The following is a 14,575-nucleotide window of genomic DNA, read 5'->3' as shown; positions in this document are numbered from 1 at the left end:
TCGTGTCACCCAACGCTGGAAACGATCTCTACGTTTTGTGTCTATCGTGTCGCGATCAGTGACAACCGGATCGTGTCGGTCGATGAGCAAGGTGTGACCGACAGCGACGGCCGTTGGCTCTGGCGTCGCCAGCTTGCCGTGCCGATCAGAGCAAAACCCAATCGGGTTTCCCGCCGACTCCGAGCTTCTTGAACAGAGAATTTGAGCATCGGCTCTTCCGCCGGAGTGCCCCTCTGTATAACAAACCCGTGAAAGCTTGTTTTGACAACAAAGATTAAGCGCTCAATTCGAGGAGTTCGGTGTCGCGAAGTTTCAGAGCCGTCGTCATAAGTTTCTGCCCTTTTTGTGTTATTCGATAGTAGAACGTGCCTGAAACTTTTCGGATCAATCCGTGTGCGCGAAGCAACCGTAGCAACCGAGTGATACGCCCAGCCGCCCGCTTCCGCTCTTTGTCATTACGATTGACATGTGGAAAGAGCCTTGACCGTAGGTCTTTATTGCGGAACCCTTGCAAGAGGAACGTCCCTTCCTGCAGAACCGAGAACATGCGAACTTCGTCCGGTTCGATCGGGCGTAGCCCCCGATATGGTCGTCCCTGACGGAAAATCCGGCGACTTACTGGATCAAGTATCTTGTGCGCGGGAGATGATTCTCCTACGACAGCGAGTGCCTCAAGATAGCGCTCATTCGCGGCGTGACATATTTCCACACGCCGTGCAACGTCGGCGACGCTCTTTCGCATCGGAAACCATGCAACAACAACTTCGCCGCCACGGGTCGCTTTTCTTCGAACGTTGAAGCGTCTCGGATTGTTAATCGTGGTTTCGATTCTCAGTACGCTGCCCGCCTTGTCGTACATTTTGATCGAGTTCTCATCGACCCAGTGTTTTATCCTTACTCCTTCCACACGATGCTTCACATCGCTTGTCACTTCCCCGTTGAAATCACGATGAAAGCGACGGCCCATAAATCGCATCACATCGCGACAGCCGAAGTGCTGAACTGCATGATTGACAAGAGCAGGGTAGATCGCATTAAGTGAAGCCTCATTCGCAAACATCACATCAGTCGCGTATTCACTTTCGCGCATGGTCCAGTAATACGCGGGGAACTTCAGCTGACTTTTCAGTTTGAGCCAGGGATTGAACCGACGGGCCAACGCATTCAGGAACTGTACCCAGTTTCGCTTGTGAAGATCGTCAATCATCTGCTGGGCCTTGGCAAGGTCATCAATATGGGTAAAGCAATTGCCCTGTTTGTTGTAGCCGATGCCAGCCTTATCCAGTCGACCTGCAAGGTATTCACGCCCGTTCAAACAAACCTGGATAGTCATGGGAAGCCAAGTCTGAAGTCGGACGTGCATCAGGCCAAATTCCCGGTCGACGAAGTAGAAATAGAGGAACAAGCATTTCCTTCGGGCATGCGCCAATTCAAGACGTTTTCCTTTCGGATCTTTATGAAGCTCGTAGGTTTGGCACGATTCCACACATGACAAAACGCAAACTAATCCTTGCTGAATGGAGTCTTGCTCCATGATGCTTCGCGCGCAGTCTTCTTTGGAAATGGATGAAGACGTTAAGTATCGGAACGGCCGGCCATGCGCTTCAGCGTATTCAGCGGCGTGTTCCTTGATTCTGTCTGAGATGCGTTGGACGAAACCGCCGAAATGTTTGTAGAGGACGCCATGTACGTTCAAATACTTATCCATCCCGTCCAAGTAACTCAACGCACGTATGGTCCCACGAAAAAGGATCCGGTCGAATCCCGACAAAACACCGATGATGCGTTGATCGTGTCGTTCGATGAATCGTTCCATGTCACCCTCCCAGCGTAAAACGCCAACCATGTAAATAGCAAGGATTGCGGAAGGTGCCGCAGATTGCAACCATTTGGCCGCTCCTTGAACACCCGAGCAATGCCTGGGAAAATCCCCCGGCATTCTGAACGGTCATGGAGGCCGGATCGTTTGGTTGCGGCCGAAGGCTGCGACGTGCCAACATGCGTGAGACAACTTTGAGTTTTTCAGAGTTGAGGGCACGGAGCATTTTGCATGACCGAGAACGCTGACAAAAAAGTTGAGAAAAATCCTGAGGTGACTGAGAAAGCGAGCCGTCGTCGCTTTACTGCCGAGTACAAACGCCGCATCGCGCTCGAGGCCGAACGGTGTACCGAGCCTGGTGAAATCGGAGCCCTGCTGCGACGCGAAGGGCTTTACTCGTCAGTGGTAGGACGCTGGCGTCGTCAACTTCGGGAAGAACCATTGTCATCATCGAAAAAATCCAATCGAGCAGCATCACCCAAAAAGGCGTCAGCGGCAAAGGAACTCGCTGATCTGAGGCGTGAGAATGAACGCTTGAAAGAGAAACTCCGTCAGGCGGAGTTGATCATTGACGTCCAAAAAAAAGTCTCGGAGATGATGCAGACGCGATCACCCGAGAAGACAGACTGAAAGCAGCCGAAGGGCTTAGCAAACGCGTCGGCGTCGCCGCCGCGTGTCGGGCACTGAACGTTTCCAGAGCGACGTTTTACCGTCGTCGTGATCCCGATCGGCCATCGAGCCCGAGGCCTGCACCTGCTCGAACGCTATCAGCGGATGAACGAAAGGCGGTGCTTGATCAACTCGTCAGTGAACGTTTCGCTGATCAGTCACCGCGGCAGGTCTATTCGAAGTTGCTTGATGAAGGCGATTACCTGTGCAGCGTGCGAACGATGTATCGGATCCTCGCCGAGAACCAGAGTTCTCGCGAGCGGCGGAATCAACTGAAACACCCCAACTATCAAAAGCCGGAACTGTTGGCGAGCGGACCCAATGAGGTTTGGTCTTGGGACATCACCAAGCTGAAGGGTCCCGAAACATGGACCTATTATTACCTTTACGTCATCCTGGACATCTACAGTCGCTGCGTCGTCGGCTGGATGCTGGCGCATCGTGAAGCCGCCGATCTGGCCACCCAGCTCATTGAAACGACGATTGAAAAACAAGGCGTCCAATCCGACCAATTGATCCTTCACAGCGACCGTGAGCCTTCGATGACATCCCATTCCGTGGCCGAATTACTCACTTCGCTGGGCGTCACAAAGTCACACAGCTGCCCCCACGTTTCCAACGACAACCCGTTCTCGGAAAGCCAATTTAAAACGATGAAGTATCGTCCTGAATTCCCAAAGCGATTTGGGTGCTATGAAGATGCACTTGGGTTCTGCCGAGACTTTTTCAGCTGGTACAACGACGAGCATTACCACAGCGGCATCGGCCTACTCACACCATCATCGTTACACTACGGACAAGCCGAAGAGATCCTTGCACAGCGACAGGAAACGCTTCGAGAGGCGTGGCAAAAGAATCCTGAGCGATTCGTGGGCGGCGTCCCAACTCCTGCGAGTCTTCCCAAGGCCGTCTGGATCAACGCTCCAAAACGGGAAAGAGAAAGAAAAATCGGAGCCCCTGAAGCGAATTGCCCCGGAGCTCCATAAGAGACGTCATTGACGCACCCTCGATCCGGCTATCCCTTGGACGGTTGCGTCCCCGCAGAGCCATCTTCCGTTTCACCGGACGAATCGACGATACCACAAGAAACATCATTGAACACCCGAGCCATGCCTAAAAAAATCCCGGGGGTTCGGGGGCTGGCCCCCGCGTACGCTGGGCTGCCCTGCTAACAAGTATCCAAAAGTTGTCTCAATGTCGTTGACACATTCCGTCCGCCGAAAAGAAGGTACTGAGTATCATTGCCAAACACAGCCCAAGGACAAAACCGAAGCAATATCCCACGGGGAGAAGAATAAGAGCAAGAGTCGTGTATCCCATCCAGTAGCTCAGTGAGCGCAATATGGCGGGGGTAATCAGCATTGACCACGACACAACGGCATCGTTCCAGTGCCCAGAGTCACGCCAAAACCTAGGGAGCCAAAGTCGTCGCGGAGTTTCAACATCGGGTAATCGAAACGGTTCGATACTTGGTTTTTCTTCGCGGATGTCGTTTCGGTTTTGCGACATCTTAGATTCGCCTCGATACCATTATCGACGAACGGCAGCGATCACCCAGTCGCGGCGAACGATTTTTCATTGGTAAAAATGACGACTCCGCGACTTGGGTGCATCGCATGGTTCCCCGCGATCTAGTCGCCGCCATCATCCGATGCGTCGAAGTACACGTCAAACCAGATTTCTAGATCCAATGCAGCAAGTTTAGATGACTGGGCCGGTAAAAGCGACGGTCCGCCCTGACCTGAAGCAGACACCCAGTAGCACATAACGTCCGCGATTCCGCCAGATTCTCGAATCCATGCCAACGCGTCTGTCTTCGCATCGATCTGGTCGAGTATGAAGTCAATATGGCGTCGAACGTCGCGGGAATCAATTTCGGATTGCGAAGTCAAAAACCATCCAGCCGGAAGGCTCTTCCAGCCCTCGGGACGAATTTGGAATTCTTGTGTCTTCGAGGGCGTGACACCGATGTATTCGGTAAACCGATCAGGTGGGACGTCACCCGTGAAGACGCGCAACGTGGCATATGTTTCAACGCACGTTGCGTATTCGTCATCATACAGCGTCAATTCGAATTTCTCGCGGAGTGGGAGAGGCCAGCTATCTTCAGTCGGGGAACGACCGCCGTAACCGGGCACGAACGGAAGGCTTTGATTTCAGTTGCCGCGTGAATGAGTGCTCCGGTTCACGGCTTTGTTATGTCGTGGCGTTTTATGAGCGACTGCCAGCCGCGTTGATCACAAGATAGTTGGTACTCGTCTGGAGATTCAGCTAAGGAAACAAGTGAAATCTTATGCGTTTAGTGACCATATCGTAATAACGACGGCACCGCCCAAAATGCCAATAAGTAGGGACGCACCAATTGCCAAACTGACGGAGTTCGGAGTCACCCGGTTTTCTTTGTCCCTTGCTCGAGTAAGGGTAAAGCACAACAAAAGCAAGAAAAATGGCCCAAAAATGACTAGAGCCGGTAGGAATGGATTATTCATGCGTTTTTCCCAGTGACGGAGGTAAGAACTACAGGTGATTCGGTCAAAGCTTGCAAATATTGGAAGAATTTGACGCGATCAATGAAGCGACATAACGTTGAAATTCACGGGGATCGCGCGGGCGATGTTCAAACGGCCAAGTAAACTAGCTCGCGATCTCCCGTGCAATTTTCTGGTTACCCGCATTGTGGGACGAGGATTTGACGATGCACAAAGACTGCAGTGTACCACCCGGCGATGCCTAAGACGACTGCGAGTCAGCAGTGAGTAGATCGATCGAGATTTGCAAACAAGAAGGACAAACGCAATAACGCTGATCAATGGTTGCATATACGCCATCCGCGATGTGGTCGCCGCACAATGCACAATCGGATAATCGAAGGTTAGTATTCGGCGGTTTGTATGGGTTGCCAACGTGTTCGGACGCGATCGCGACGGAGTCATCGTGTAATGCAATCGAATCACGAAGTTTTGAGATGCACAGCGAGCATGCCATGAACTCGCTTGGGCCTTCGATGAAAGGACCGGTGTCGAAGTGCGACGAGTCACAGATTGAGCATCTGCGTGGCGGGTTTGCACTGAATGCGTTCTGGACGAATTTGCGAACGATGTTCAGCATGATTCAGTCGGGTAACGATAGGGTTCAGCGGGGCCGCGCGAATGACTCACCACTTCGTTGGACTTGGATCGCGGCCTCCGTTGCAACCGGTGGTTACCCGTTCGGTTTGGTAGCCGCAACCATGAAACGCTGCGTACGCGTCGAGGGCAAAGCGTTCGTGTAGTCCATCAGTCCCACAAAGTCGATGCGGAAACCGATTTGTTCGAGCAAGTATGGAACAGTCGCAGTAGTTCGGCAAGCAGCGAGTGGAAGCGTGTCCACAAGGCCGTCCCATCTGCCAGACCAGTCATGGCGGTCAAAAAGACCGTCCAACACGACAACTGTACCACCCGGGCGGAGCCAAAAATGCCAGTTTCGAAATGCGGCAAGTGGATCGAATAGGCAATTTGCAAGTTGCCGCGAGGCAATCATGTCGAAAGACCCCGCGTCGAAGTGCGATTGATCATCCGCGTGGTCGCAGAAGCCCCGAACGGTCGACACGCACTTCAGGTCGGGCTTCGAGTCAAGCAACTTGCTCATCGTTGCGCATGGTTCGAGAGCGGTGATGCGAAGACCGGAAACGCGAACTAACGCCAGACACAACGCACCGGTGCCACTACCAGCGTCGAGAACAGTCATGCCGTCAAAAAATGCGATGCAGCGATTGAGATCAGCAACACAAGCGTCGTGATCCGCAGAGGTCATTGCATTGACCCATGCGTCGTATTTCGACGCCTCCTCGGCGTCGCAAGTCGCAAGGTAGCGCTTTCGCGATTCCTGTTGAGTGCCACGATACGTCATGGATGCAATTCAGTCGGGTAACGGTAACGATCACGTGGTCGCCGCGAACGACTCACCACTTCAATAAACTCAACTCGGCGGCTCACGTGCATCGTCTGGTTCGCCCTCTGATTCCATCGCGGATTTTGAGTTCGTGTTCGCGGCCACCCAAGCCCAATACTCGTTTGCAGCCATTTCCGTTGACGGCCGGGTATCCGGATGCTGCCAACTGACCTGCTCATCAATGAACCCTAATTGGCCTTCCATTGGTATCGATAGACCACCCGATAACGACGCGTGCCATCGCGAGCAATCCGACACGTCGACAAACTCATCGAATTCAGTGAAATCATGATCGTCGCCATTCGCGATTCGGCAGTTGAAGTCCTGGCAAAACGCAATGTACTCAAGTATCCGCGTTGCGTGTGCGTCACCGCGACTGCGAATCCGAAGATCGAAGTCTGCAAACCAAGTTCCCTGATGAGGAAACGCATTGCTCAATTGGGCAACCAGCAAGCCGCTGTGCCACAAAGTTGCGTTCAAAGCCGGCGGAGCAACCCAAGTTGACACTTGATCAATTTCCATTGGGCGAACGATTGCCGTCACCTGGGACGGACGATTGATTTTCCATTGGTAAAACCTCGCAAGCCGTCCTCAGGTGCACGGCCTGGTTCTGGCTTCATGCCTTCGTCGTACTTGTACTCAGCATCGCGGTACTCGTAATCGACTCCAGCATTGTACTCCGTAGGCAGTTCGGCAACGACATCACCGCGAGCGATCAATCGCGTCAACATCGACACGATTCGATGCAGCGTCCGTTTCAATTCGGTGTGACGCTGGTCGTCAATGCCATCCGTTACAGCGAGAATGTCCTGGATCGCAACACATTCCAAAGCCGAACCGCGAGCGATGTCGAGAAAGCGACTTCGATCTTTGAGGCTTCGTTTGCCGTTGCCCTCGGCAATGTTCAGCGGAATCGACTGTGCCGCGCGAAGCCACTGATCGCGTGCATGACGATGGCAGCCGTTCAAATCCTTGGCGACCGCAAACGATGAAGCGACGTATTCGATCGAGAGGCGGTAAACGTCAAGTCGATCGTGATCGAAGATGGGTTCGGTCATTGGTGCCCCGATTCGAGTAGGAGTACGAGGTAAGCGTTCTATCTGCCCATGTTGACCGGCTGGTTAGCGTGAGGGGTTTCTTTCCACTTTCAGGAGAAACCCATGCCGCAGTTCCCCAACCCTCAACTCGCACAGCAGTGGCGTGACCGCATCGAACGGTTCGCCCAATCCGGCCTGACCGTCACTGATTTCTGTGATCGCGAAGGCTATTCGGTCGCCTCCTTCTATCAGTGGCGACGGAAGTTGCGATCCTGCGTTCCCGATCGTCCAACAGGCCCCCGCGATCGAGCGGCCTCGTTCGTCGCGGTTGAGCTTCTGCCCGCCGCGATGGAAGCGGCTCAACCGACCGGCCTGAAGATTGAATTGCCTGGCGGGGCTGTTGCTCGACTCGACCGGAACGCCACCGACGAGCAGCAACGCAGGCTGATCAAGAACATCGTCGAGGCACTCAGCGAGGTGGCATCGTGATCGCACTTGCGCCCACTACGCGGATCTTTGTCTACACCGAGGCGACCGATATGAGGAAGAGTTTCAATGGCTTGTCCGGACTCGTCAAAGAACATTTCCAGGTCGACTTGTTCTCCGGGCATCTGTTCGTCTTTTTCAACCGTCGGCGCGACTATGTCAAGATTTTGATGTGGGACTGCGACGGCCTGGCTCTCTGGTCCAAGCGACTCGAAAGTGGAAGCTTCGAAAAGATTGTCTCCAAAGAGCATGGCAGCTTCGAGATCGACTCGGCCGGCCTGGTCATGATGCTCCGCGGTGTGCAGATCGAAGGATCACAACGGCGCAAACGCTACTCGATCGACCGCCCTGAAGCGGCGTGAGTTAGCCGAGCAAATCTTTTTAAAAAGCATCAACGCAAGGCCCAACAGAGCCTTGCGTTTTTTGTTTTGATGGCGATAACAACTGCATGGCTGCTTCGGAAAACAATGACGACCTGCAGAGCGCATTGAGGCTCAACGCTGAGCTGATCGAAACGGTTGAGCGACTGCAGAAAGCCAACGAACAACTCCGCGAAGAACTGAACCTCTATCGCAGCAAGTTGTTCGGCAGATCTTCTGAGCGGCACGTCGAAGATGACTCGCAGTTGCATCTGTTCGACTTAGGTGTTCAGCAAGCCGAGAATGACGATGTCGAAGACGGTGAAGCAATCCGGCCACGTCGGCGTCGTCGCAAGAAGAAGTCCGAGAAGCTACCGGATCATCTCAAACGCAAAGTCATCGAGGCGGACGTTCCGGCCGAACAGCGAAGCTGTCTGTGCTGTGGTGAAGAGATGCCGATTGTGGGCACCGACATCAGCAATCGATTGGATTTCATCCCGGCAGAGTTTTTCGTCTGGGAGATCCATCGCCACAAACGAGCCTGCTGCAAGTGCAAAGAATCGATCGCTCAGGTGCCCGCCGGTGAGGAACCCTGCGGACTGACAACGCCGATCCCCGGCAGCGATTATGGCTTCGGTGTTTACACGCAACTGATCGTCAACAAGTTCGCCGATCATCTTCCGCTCTATCGCGGAGAAGACATCTTCGCCCGCGCCGGGATGCTGATCCCTCGCAACACACAGTTTGGGATGCTGGCGAACATCGCGGCATTGGCCGATGTGTTGGTGGAACTGATGAAGTCGCGAATCGTTTCAGGCGATGTGCTGGGTGTCGATGATACGTCGGTTCGCCTGCAGGACATCAGCTTGCCGGGCAAGATGCGGACTGCACGATTCTGGCTGTATCGAGGCGGGGAGGATCATCCGTATAACGTGTTCGACTTCACGGAAAGCCGGGGACGCGACGGCCCGGCAAAATTCCTTCGTGATTTTCACGGCCACGCGGTGGTCGATGCTTATGGAGTCAACGACGGAGTCTATCTTGGAGCACAGGATCAGATCTTTGCCGCGTGCTGCAATGCGCACGCACGTCGAAAGTTCGTCGAAGCCAGACCGAACGACCCGGTCGCCGCTGCGCGGGCACTGGCGTTTTACCGTGGCCTGTACAAGGTTGAAGATCGCGTGCGAGAAGCTTCGGCGGCCGACCGACTGGAACTGCGTCAGAACGAGTCGGTGCCGATCATGAACGACCTTCATGACTGGTTGCTGCAGATGAACGGTGATCGACGAGTGCTTCCGAAGAGCTCGATCGGCAAGGCGGTGCGTTATGCGTTGAATCAGTGGGATGAGTTGTCGGTGTTCCTTGGCGACGGCGCGATCCCGATTGACAACAATGCGACGGAAAACGAACTTCGCCGCTTGACGATCGGTCGAAAGAACTGGTTGTTCGTCGGATCAAACCGAGGAGGCCGAGTGGCGGCGACGATGTATAGTCTTGTGTCTTCGGCGGCACGGCATCACTTGGATGTTTGGGCCTACGTGGACGATTGTCTTCGTCAGTTGGCAAGTGGCAGCACAGATTACGAACGCCTGCTTCCCGACGTGTGGCGCAAGGAACACCCGGAGTCGATCCGTCCCTACCGCGACGCCGAGCAGAAGACGCGACGCCTGACCACACAGCAACGTCGAGTGCGTCGCCGTGAGGCGAGGGTGGCGTGATGACGAAACTGACCGAGCGAATTCAACTGACGCGTGAACATCGTGACTTGATCCTGAAGTACGGCTATGTATCGGGCCGCTTAGAGGCGTCACTACGACGCTGGCCGAAAGAACAAGCGATTCGCCGAGTGGGAATGACTCGGGTAGAGCTGCAGTGGCTAATCGGCGACCTGAGCCACTCGTGCGTCAAAGGCAAAGCGGGTTCTGATGTTGAAGCGGTCGCTGACCTGTGCGACCACCTTGAGTACGCCCAGCAAACCGGCGACGGGGACCTGGACATGATGTGGTGAACTGCATCAGGTCACTTCCGTTAGGGCGCACCCGAAATCAGACGTGATGGCGAGCAAGGCTATCGCCAGCTTCAGGGGTCTTCTGACCGTGGGTTACCAGCGATGAGACCGCGAAAGCGTTTTGATCTCTCGTGGCCCGTGGTGGATCGATAGACGCCTGACTCCCTCGTGACATGCGATGCGTGATCCAGTGGGTTTTTCTTTTAGTAAAAGACCGAATCCCTTGACCGCACTTCTCGCCGCCCCTTGGGAGTCGAGCGGAAGTAGAGCTCAGAGACACCCCAGTGAGATCAAAACGCAGCATCAACGGCAGCGCCGATGAACTGCGTGCTAGAGACGCAGGAAGCGGCTGTCACGGAATTTACGTGCCGGCGATTGGCCGCCGGCAGCTTCCCCCGCCACCAAGGCCACCCTGGGCAGATAGAACGCTTACCCTGAGTACGAGTTCGATGTATTCAATGCCAGAACGATACGGATCACGTGGTCGCCGCGAACGATCAACCACTTCAAAAAACTCAACTCGGCGACTCACGTGCATCCGCTGGTTCGTCGTGCCCCAGCTAAGGCGATCAAACCGACGGTAGAGCAAAGATCTCGTCAAGTAGGTTGAGGTAGTTTAGGTATAGCGAGCGGCTCGCAGCAACCATAAAAGTGAGAACCAGTCCACAAGTTATCCGGACGGCTGCCAACATAGCCGGCCTGCTACCGAGAAGAAAATGCCGCCCAGCACGATACGAATACCACGCGAATAGCCAGCAGGGAACAACGACAATCACATGTGCCGCGTGTAGCGCCCAAAGAAACTCGCCATTCAGGAACCAGGAGGTTACATAGAGATGTGCAATTGGCAGCAAACCTGCGAGCTGAACTCCAATACGAGTGACGGTTACAGCCAGCAAGCAAACGAGCAAAACCAGGGCGAGCACCGACGGTATCGCAAGCGTCATACCAGCAGTCATCAGTTCACGTGTTTGAAGCGAAAATAGCCGCTCCAACGATTCCCTCAATCGTCCAGGCCAGCCAATCCCCAAAAGCCAGTCAGCGGTGTCCATTGCCAGGAGATCAAGCGAGATGGACGCTGAAAATGCAATCACAATGGCAAGTGGCGCAACCAATAGATCCAAAATGCGAAACTGAAAACGCTGGCTTTCGTGATTGAGCGCTGGCAAAAAAAAGTCTCGCTGAGTGTCACTGCCGCAAGTCGACGAACGACCGGGATCAGCGGGCGGCGGGAGTTGACATTGATCTCATGAGAAACCGCACCACCGCCGCTCCGTTGCATCCCATGGTTCGCCGCCATCCTATCGAAGTCCGAGATACACACGGAGTATATCAGCAAAGAACGGGGCAAGAGTATCGTGGATCTTGATCGGTTGTGAGTCTTCGTCGGCATTGTAGTGATCGAACTCGTAGACGGGTGAGTCGTCGGATCCCAGACAATCCATCGCAAAGATCGCACGAATGTCGTCAACCGCAAAAACGATGCGAGGCGTTACAATAATTGGTGGCTCGCCATCAAGCGGATCAATCTCGGCGATTGTGTTAGCGCGGATCTGGCTGAGGGGCAGAATCATGCCAGTGTTGATGAGGCGATCAGAATCGAACGACATCAACCTGCGATAGTAGCCAGGGAACTTGATGCCGAGTCTTGATTCGATGGCGTCAAATTCCCCATCTGCACACCCGCGATGTCCAGGTAGGTCGCGAAACATTTCGAGAACGGCATTGTCCGTAAACGTGCTCATTTCGGGGGCGGATTATCGATACGCTTGGTCGGCGAACGTCACCAATCACCCGGCGGCGACGAGAGACTGTCAATTGGAAAACGGCTGACTTCGCCGCTCGGGTGCATTGGATTGTTCTGTCACGTTTTCGGGAGATCGCCAAAGTCATCAGCGACCAATTCGACGTCGCCGGTCTCGTGATCCCACCAGTATACCGAATGCTGCAATGAGTCTGATTCATCGGGCATCGGTATCAGCACAAGCAAATCACCTCCGCCGTTTGCGCCAATTGCCACGGCGTCGGGCGGAAATCCAGTCCAATCCTTTCGTGCTGTGGTTGTTTCGCGATCAATGCTGCCGCACGTTCGCTGGATGCGTTTACGATCGGACGCGTCGAGAAATGGAAACAAATTGAAGTCATCGATTCGAGTCCGGACGGAGCCACCGTTCATTTCCGACATTGCTGCCACGAAGGACGCCGGGAATCGCACACCGAGTTTGTTCTCGGTTTTTGTGATCCATTTTGAGTCGACGGGAAACGGCATTGGAATGACGATTCATCAATGACAGAACGGTAGTGATCAGCGGGGACGGGCGAACGACCTGCAAGCAAACGAGAAAACGGACCACCCGTCCTCCGTTGCATCACATGGTTATCGGATATTGTGATTTCACGCACTGTCACCAACTACGAAGATCTGACATTCGAACGATCGATTGTCGCCGCTTGTTTGAAAGACGAGGAATCGCCATCCCCTTCATTTCCGCAATCGCAATCACAATTGAATGCTCAAGTGAAATATGATCGAGCACTGACATAAATTCCCAGCGTGAATTACGGATTGAAATCGAACCTGGAAGCAATTTATCGAAAGCCGACTGGTCACTATCATCTACTGCTAGAATCAGTTCTTGGAGCGATGTAGACATCTTCAATGGTCGTTCACGAATCTCCTGTATTGCGTGCTCGTAGGGCGAGGCATTTACTCCGCCCAATTTTGCCATCAGTAGCATGAGAAGACGCTGATAAAGCTCATCGATATTCCCCCCGTAGTACATTGGTCCCATTTCATGAGAGTGGAACTGCGCAACGGCATGCAAGGCGTCGAAGTCTTCTGCAACGAGACAGGCGATGATCGTCGGTCCGATGCTCTCCCTATCGATATCTAGTGAATGCCGATTTTCCGGTGCAAACCGTTTCCAACTCTGAATTGTGGCTATCGTTTCCAATTCGTTGAATTTGCAATTCTCCGCGAAAATCTTCGCATTGTCCTCCGTCCACCATTCCGTCGTATGCAATGAGACGATCGGGGCAATTGATTCTGTGAGGAGTTCCGAAATGGATGAATCGGTGGTATCGAACCCGAGTTGCTTCAGTGCTGTATAGGATAAAGCAACGTAGGGAAGCTCTGCCTTTCCGCCTTCGACCTTACCTTGACGAATCTGCTTTTCAAAAGATTCAAGCTCAATAAGTGCGTCGAGCACTGATTCGTCGAGTTTCCATCCCATCGGAGTGTATCTTTCCTTTTCCGATAACGTCCGGGATCAGCGGGCGGCGGGAGTTGACATTGATCTCACCAAAAATCGCACCACCGCCGCTCCGTTGCATCCCATGGTTCTGCCCGTTTTAATCGTCGATGTCGCATTCAACAGTTTCGTTAGAGCCTATTGAGTAGACGTCGCGAAAAATGAATTCGCAAAACTTGCTCGTCTCTGGAGCGTGGTCGGTTATATCGTACTCCAGATGGACCGTCGTAATGTCAAAGTGATCGTCGTAGGTTTCGTAATCATGCGTTGGCTCAATTCCCAGTGTTCGAAAGTGGCCTCTGATCTCTGAGATCTCTTGGCTTTCCGACAGGTTGTGCGAAAGGCCGATTTCGATTCGTTGATCTCTCTTCGATACGGAAAGTGCACGATTTCCGTCTCGGGCGGAGACAATCAGTGTTGCGGGATCTTTCTTCGAGTTAACGATACGATCGATAACTGTCGGCAGTCGTTCATAGACATTCGTTTTGATTCGAAGCGGCTGCTTGGGGATTAAAAATAGGAGGCCGGCCAAAGTAAGTGATATGCCAGCCAAACTAGCCAAGGCAGGCCAAGCGGACGGCGATACCACCATCGGATCAGTCATCCCATCAAACTGAACTTCCGATATGGTGATTACGAATTCGTTTTCTCCGAGTTCGTCATGCGACTCGCTCGCCCGAGCTCGTCGCAGCTGCCACGCCGAATATGCGTGCAAGGCAGAAAATGCGAAAAGCGGCAAGATACCGACGGAGGTCCAGATCCAAAGAAAAAGCTTCAACTACAAATGCCTCCTGGCAGAACGGCAGCGATATGCGGGCGGCGGCGGGTGACTCAACCACTGCGTGAACGGCGACCACCGCCGCTCCGTATCATCGCATGGTTATCGCGATTTTTGTGCGGTGTGATGCGGTTCGCAGCATTGGTTAGGGAAATCGTGTCCACGCTGTCCATTGTACGGCAGAAAGTAGGATCACGACGGGGACGTTTATCAATAGCCATCGCTTTCGACGTGGCCA

Annotated in this window: 15 protein-coding genes; 5 read left to right on the top strand and 10 right to left on the bottom strand. The window is 53.7% G+C overall.

Translation table 11 applies throughout. The annotated features are described in order from the left end of the window. Positions 1 to 274: 274 nt before the first annotated feature. Positions 275 to 1,816: a hypothetical protein gene (locus Mal15_RS23135; protein ID WP_147867301.1), complete on the bottom strand. Its 1,542-nt coding sequence runs from the start codon at positions 1,814 to 1,816 to the stop codon at positions 275 to 277. Between the two features lie 234 nt (positions 1,817 to 2,050). Between Mal15_RS23135 and Mal15_RS23130 the strand changes: the two genes are divergently transcribed. Continuing rightward, positions 2,051 to 3,474 (top strand): IS3 family transposase gene (locus Mal15_RS23130; protein ID WP_147869930.1). Its coding sequence is split into 2 segments (ribosomal slippage): positions 2,051 to 2,405 and positions 2,405 to 3,474, totalling 1,425 coding nucleotides; the frame shifts between segments, so codons are not numbered across the junction. 645 nt (positions 3,475 to 4,119) lie between these two features. Here Mal15_RS23130 and Mal15_RS23125 read toward each other — a convergent pair. From Mal15_RS23125 to Mal15_RS23110, 4 genes are all read right to left on the bottom strand, one after another. Beyond that, positions 4,120 to 4,557 (bottom strand): DUF4279 domain-containing protein, encoded by a 438-nt coding sequence (locus Mal15_RS23125; protein ID WP_167547001.1) that lies wholly within the window; start codon positions 4,555 to 4,557, stop codon positions 4,120 to 4,122. Positions 4,558 to 5,689: 1,132 nt separating this feature from the next. Next, complete coding sequence (locus tag Mal15_RS23120; RefSeq protein WP_147869928.1) at positions 5,690 to 6,376, bottom strand: class I SAM-dependent methyltransferase; 687 nt, start codon at positions 6,374 to 6,376, stop codon at positions 5,690 to 5,692. Positions 6,377 to 6,606: 230 nt separating this feature from the next. Continuing rightward, complete coding sequence (locus Mal15_RS23115; protein ID WP_147869927.1) at positions 6,607 to 6,822, bottom strand: hypothetical protein; 216 nt, start codon at positions 6,820 to 6,822, stop codon at positions 6,607 to 6,609. A 135-nt stretch (positions 6,823 to 6,957) separates the two neighbouring features. Then, a complete protein-coding gene (locus tag Mal15_RS23110) occupies positions 6,958 to 7,476 on the bottom strand; it encodes a four helix bundle protein (RefSeq protein ID WP_147869926.1) in 519 nt (172 codons plus the stop codon). Positions 7,477 to 7,578: 102 nt separating this feature from the next. On the opposite strand from Mal15_RS23110, the gene tnpA reads away from it, so the two are divergent. From tnpA to Mal15_RS23090, 4 genes are all read left to right on the top strand, one after another. Then, positions 7,579 to 7,944, top strand: coding sequence for an IS66 family insertion sequence element accessory protein TnpA (gene tnpA / locus Mal15_RS23105; protein WP_147866581.1), 366 nt, complete (start codon positions 7,579 to 7,581; stop codon positions 7,942 to 7,944). Further along, positions 7,941 to 8,303, top strand: a complete 363-nt coding sequence (gene tnpB / locus Mal15_RS23100; RefSeq protein ID WP_147869925.1) for an IS66 family insertion sequence element accessory protein TnpB — start codon at positions 7,941 to 7,943, stop codon at positions 8,301 to 8,303. The genes tnpA and tnpB overlap by 4 nt, the downstream gene beginning before the upstream one ends. 86 nt (positions 8,304 to 8,389) lie before the next feature. Then, positions 8,390 to 10,018: an IS66 family transposase gene (gene tnpC / locus Mal15_RS23095; RefSeq protein WP_147869924.1), complete on the top strand. Its 1,629-nt coding sequence runs from the start codon at positions 8,390 to 8,392 to the stop codon at positions 10,016 to 10,018. Beyond that, entirely contained in the window at positions 10,018 to 10,308 is a 291-nt protein-coding gene (locus tag Mal15_RS23090) for a hypothetical protein (RefSeq protein WP_147866578.1), read from the top strand. Before tnpC ends, Mal15_RS23090 begins: the two co-directional genes overlap by 1 nt. Positions 10,309 to 10,877: 569 nt before the next feature. Here the strand turns inward: Mal15_RS23090 and Mal15_RS23085 are convergent. The 5 genes from Mal15_RS23085 to Mal15_RS23065 all read right to left on the bottom strand — a co-directional run bounded on the left by Mal15_RS23085 (position 10,878) and on the right by Mal15_RS23065 (position 14,337). Then, positions 10,878 to 11,477: a hypothetical protein gene (locus Mal15_RS23085; protein WP_147869923.1), complete on the bottom strand. Its 600-nt coding sequence runs from the start codon at positions 11,475 to 11,477 to the stop codon at positions 10,878 to 10,880. Positions 11,478 to 11,609: 132 nt separating this feature from the next. Further along, a complete protein-coding gene (locus tag Mal15_RS23080; protein ID WP_147869922.1) occupies positions 11,610 to 12,053 on the bottom strand; it encodes an SMI1/KNR4 family protein in 444 nt (147 codons plus the stop codon). A gap of 119 nt (positions 12,054 to 12,172) precedes the next feature. Beyond that, positions 12,173 to 12,577, bottom strand: a complete 405-nt coding sequence (locus Mal15_RS23075) for an SMI1/KNR4 family protein (RefSeq protein ID WP_147869921.1) — start codon at positions 12,575 to 12,577, stop codon at positions 12,173 to 12,175. Between the two features lie 136 nt (positions 12,578 to 12,713). Continuing rightward, complete coding sequence (locus Mal15_RS23070) at positions 12,714 to 13,541, bottom strand: hypothetical protein (protein WP_147869920.1); 828 nt, start codon at positions 13,539 to 13,541, stop codon at positions 12,714 to 12,716. A gap of 118 nt (positions 13,542 to 13,659) precedes the next feature. Then, on the bottom strand, positions 13,660 to 14,337 hold the full coding sequence (locus Mal15_RS23065) for a hypothetical protein (RefSeq protein WP_147869919.1): 678 nt from the start codon (positions 14,335 to 14,337) through the stop codon (positions 13,660 to 13,662). Between the last annotated feature and the right edge of the window lie 238 nt (positions 14,338 to 14,575).

It is taken from the genome of Stieleria maiorica (genome assembly GCF_008035925.1).
Classification (GTDB): Bacteria; Planctomycetota; Planctomycetia; order Pirellulales; family Pirellulaceae; genus Stieleria; species Stieleria maiorica.
This window is presented reverse-complemented; position numbering and strand designations above follow the sequence as displayed.

Coding starts and splice junctions, on each gene's coding strand:
- Mal15_RS23135 (WP_147867301.1), bottom strand. CDS start 1,816: ATGGAACGATTCATCGAACGACACGATCAACGCATCATCGGTGTTTTG.
- Mal15_RS23120 (WP_147869928.1), bottom strand. CDS start 6,376: ATGACGTATCGTGGCACTCAACAGGAATCGCGAAAGCGCTACCTTGCG.
- Mal15_RS23110 (WP_147869926.1), bottom strand. CDS start 7,476: ATGACCGAACCCATCTTCGATCACGATCGACTTGACGTTTACCGCCTC.
- tnpA (WP_147866581.1), top strand. CDS start 7,579: ATGCCGCAGTTCCCCAACCCTCAACTCGCACAGCAGTGGCGTGACCGC.
- tnpC (WP_147869924.1), top strand. CDS start 8,390: ATGGCTGCTTCGGAAAACAATGACGACCTGCAGAGCGCATTGAGGCTC.
- Mal15_RS23090 (WP_147866578.1), top strand. CDS start 10,018: ATGACGAAACTGACCGAGCGAATTCAACTGACGCGTGAACATCGTGAC.
- Mal15_RS23080 (WP_147869922.1), bottom strand. CDS start 12,053: ATGAGCACGTTTACGGACAATGCCGTTCTCGAAATGTTTCGCGACCTA.
- Mal15_RS23075 (WP_147869921.1), bottom strand. CDS start 12,577: ATGCCGTTTCCCGTCGACTCAAAATGGATCACAAAAACCGAGAACAAA.
- Mal15_RS23070 (WP_147869920.1), bottom strand. CDS start 13,541: ATGGGATGGAAACTCGACGAATCAGTGCTCGACGCACTTATTGAGCTT.